The 2,465-nt window shown below is 70.4% G+C and carries 2 protein-coding genes and 1 pseudogene; 2 read left to right on the top strand and 1 reads right to left on the bottom strand.

Annotation, left to right across the window (positions count from 1 at the left end):
* A pseudogene (locus HC022_RS24020) lies at positions 1-434 on the top strand (DNA-packaging protein); the annotation flags it as partial.
* Positions 435-483: 49 nt separating this feature from the next.
* Here the strand turns inward: HC022_RS24020 and HC022_RS24015 are convergent.
* Positions 484-966: a GNAT family N-acetyltransferase gene (locus HC022_RS24015; RefSeq protein ID WP_008884179.1), complete on the bottom strand. Its 483-nt coding sequence runs from the start codon at positions 964-966 to the stop codon at positions 484-486.
* A gap of 238 nt (positions 967-1,204) precedes the next feature.
* Here HC022_RS24015 and HC022_RS24010 point away from each other — a divergent pair, with 238 nt between their 5' ends.
* Positions 1,205-2,395: a phage portal protein gene (locus HC022_RS24010; protein ID WP_167454076.1), complete on the top strand. Its 1,191-nt coding sequence runs from the start codon at positions 1,205-1,207 to the stop codon at positions 2,393-2,395.
* Positions 2,396-2,465: the final 70 nt, after the last annotated feature.

Here is a 2,465-nt window from a genome sequence, read left to right as displayed (position 1 = left end):
CGCCGCAGGCGTGGCGGGCCTGGGTGCTCGAGGATGCCTCGGTGCAGGGCGTGTCACCCACCGGCTGGGCGCAGGCGGCGGCGGCGGCCTACGAGCGCTGGCAGGCGGACCGGGTCGTGGCCGAGGTCAACCAGGGCGGCGCGATAGTCGAGACCGTGCTGCGGCAGGTCTCGCCGCAAGTGCCCCTGCGCAAGGTCCACGCCACGCGCGGCAAGGCGGCGCGGGCAGAGCCCGTCGCGGCGCTTTACGAGCAGGGCCGGGTCGGCCATGCGGCGGGGCTTGCCGGGCTCGAGGAGCAGATGGGGCTGATGACTTCGGCGGGCTACCAGGGGCAGGGCTCGCCCGACCGGGTGGACGCGCTGGTCTGGGCCCTTACCGAGCTGGTCGTGGCGCCGATGGACAGCTGGAAGCGGCCGCAGCTGCGGGTGATCTGAACCAAGAACGGGGTCTTCGCCGGTTGCGGGGGCCTCGTGCCATGCCGCGTCAGAGCGGTTTGCGCATGACGTAGTTCATCAGCGCCACGCCGCGGCGGACGACGCTCTGCTCGCGCACCAGCTCGAAGCCGTTGCGCTCGAAGAACGGGCGGGCGGCCTTGCTGACATCGGCGGTGAGCTTGGTGGCGCCGCTGGCCCTTGCGATCATCGTCAGCGACTCGAGCAGCGCGGTGCCCACACCGCTGCCGGCGGCGGAGGGGCGCACGAAGGCCAGGTCGATGTGATCGGGCGCCACCAGCGTCATCAGCCCCACGGGCACGCCATTGCGCTCGGCCATCAGGCCGACCGACCCGCCGATCCGGTCGCGCCAGCGTTCCGGGTCGGGGCGGGGTCCGGCCCAGGCGCGGCGCTCTTCCTCGGAATAGTGGTTCGTTGTCCCGTTCATCACCGCGTCGACGAAGATCTCGGCCGCGACCTCGGCGTCTTTGGCAAGCAGGGGGCGCAGGTCGATGGTCGTCTTCGTCGTGGTCATTCGGGCAGTTCCGGGCAGTGAAGGGGAGGGGCTCGATTTGGTGGCGGAGCCTAACCCGGAGAAGGCTGGGGGAGCTAGAGCGTTCAACGCATAGCTGCCTTTCGAGGCCACGTCGCAAGCGTTGCGCGATCCCCGAACGGTGCGGGCAGAGTGGCTTAATCTTCTGTTCGTAGGGTTCATCCTCAACGCGATGCGGGTCGGTGCGGCCCGGCGGGAACGGATGAAGGAGCATCAGGCGATGGTACTCGATTTTCTGCGAAAGGGCCGTGACGCGGCACCGGAGCTGGAGGAGAAGGCCTCGGCCACGGGGCCGCTGGTGGCCTATGCCAATGCGGGCCGGGTGACCTGGACCGCGCGGGACACCGGCTCACTGACGCGCTCGGGTTTCGCCGGCAACCCGGTGGGGTTCCGCGCGGTGAAGCTGATCGCCGAGGCCGCCGCCGCGCTGCCACTGGTGCTGCAGGACGAGGGCCAGCGCTACGGGCAGCACCCGATGCTTTCGCTGATCCACGAGCCCAACACGGCGCAGGGCAAGGCGGAACTCTTCGAGGCGCTCTACGGCCACTTGCTGCTGGCGGGCGATGCCTATGTCGAGGCGGTGGGGGCAGGGGCAGGACTGCCGACCGAGCTGCACGTGCTGCGCTCGGACCGGATGCGGGTGATCCCTGGGGCGGACGGCTGGCCGGTGGCCTACGACTACCTCGTGGACGGTCGCCGTCACCGCTTTGACGCGACGGGGCCGGTGTCGCCGGTCTGCCATGTGCGGGCCTTCCATCCGCAGGACGATCACTATGGCCTTTCCCCGATCCAGGCAGCGGCACAGGCGGTCGACGTGCACAACAGCGCCTCGCGCTGGTCGAAGGGGCTGCTGGACAACGCCGCGCGGCCCTCGGGGGCCATCGTCTGGACCGGCGGCGATGGGCAGGGCTCGATGAGCAACGACCAGTTCGAGCGGCTGCGCGACGAGATGGAGAGCCTGCACCAGGGGGCGCGCAATGCCGGGCGGCCGATGCTGCTGGAGGGTGGGCTCGACTGGAAACCGATGGGCTTCTCGCCTTCCGACATGGAGTTCCAGCAAACCAAGGAGGCCGCGGCGCGCGAGATTGCGGTGGCTTTCGGGGTGCCGCCGATGCTGCTGGGCATCCCCGGCGAGGCGCCCTTCGCCAACTACCAGGAGGCGCACCGGGCGTTCTATCGCCTGACCGTGCTGCCGCTGGCGACGCGGGTGACGGCTGCGGTGGGGCGCTGGCTTTCGGCGCATCTGGGCGAGGAGGTCGAGCTGAAGCCCGACCTCGACCAGGTGCCGGCGCTGTCGGCTGAGCGTGACGCACAGTGGGCGCGGGTGGCACAGGCCGATTTCCTGACCGCTGCCGAGAAGCGCCGCATGCTCGGCCTGCCGGACCTGCCGCAGGGTGAAGACGGTGAGTGACCGGCGGCTGGAGTACGAGCCTTTCGCCTGTGCGCCGGCGCTGAAGCTGGAGGCGCATGAGCGGGTGAGC

This window comes from Salipiger sp. HF18, from assembly GCF_011806505.1.
GTDB classification, from domain to species: Bacteria; Pseudomonadota; Alphaproteobacteria; order Rhodobacterales; family Rhodobacteraceae; genus Salipiger; species Salipiger thiooxidans.
Note: the sequence above shows the minus strand (reverse complement) of the source record. Positions and strands in the feature narration are given on the sequence as shown.

Excerpts from the sequence above, each read along its gene's own strand:
- HC022_RS24010 (WP_167454076.1), top strand. The coding sequence starts at position 1,205 with ATGGTACTCGATTTTCTGCGAAAGGGCCGTGACGCGGCACCGGAGCTG.
- HC022_RS24015 (WP_008884179.1), bottom strand. The coding sequence starts at position 966 with ATGACCACGACGAAGACGACCATCGACCTGCGCCCCCTGCTTGCCAAA.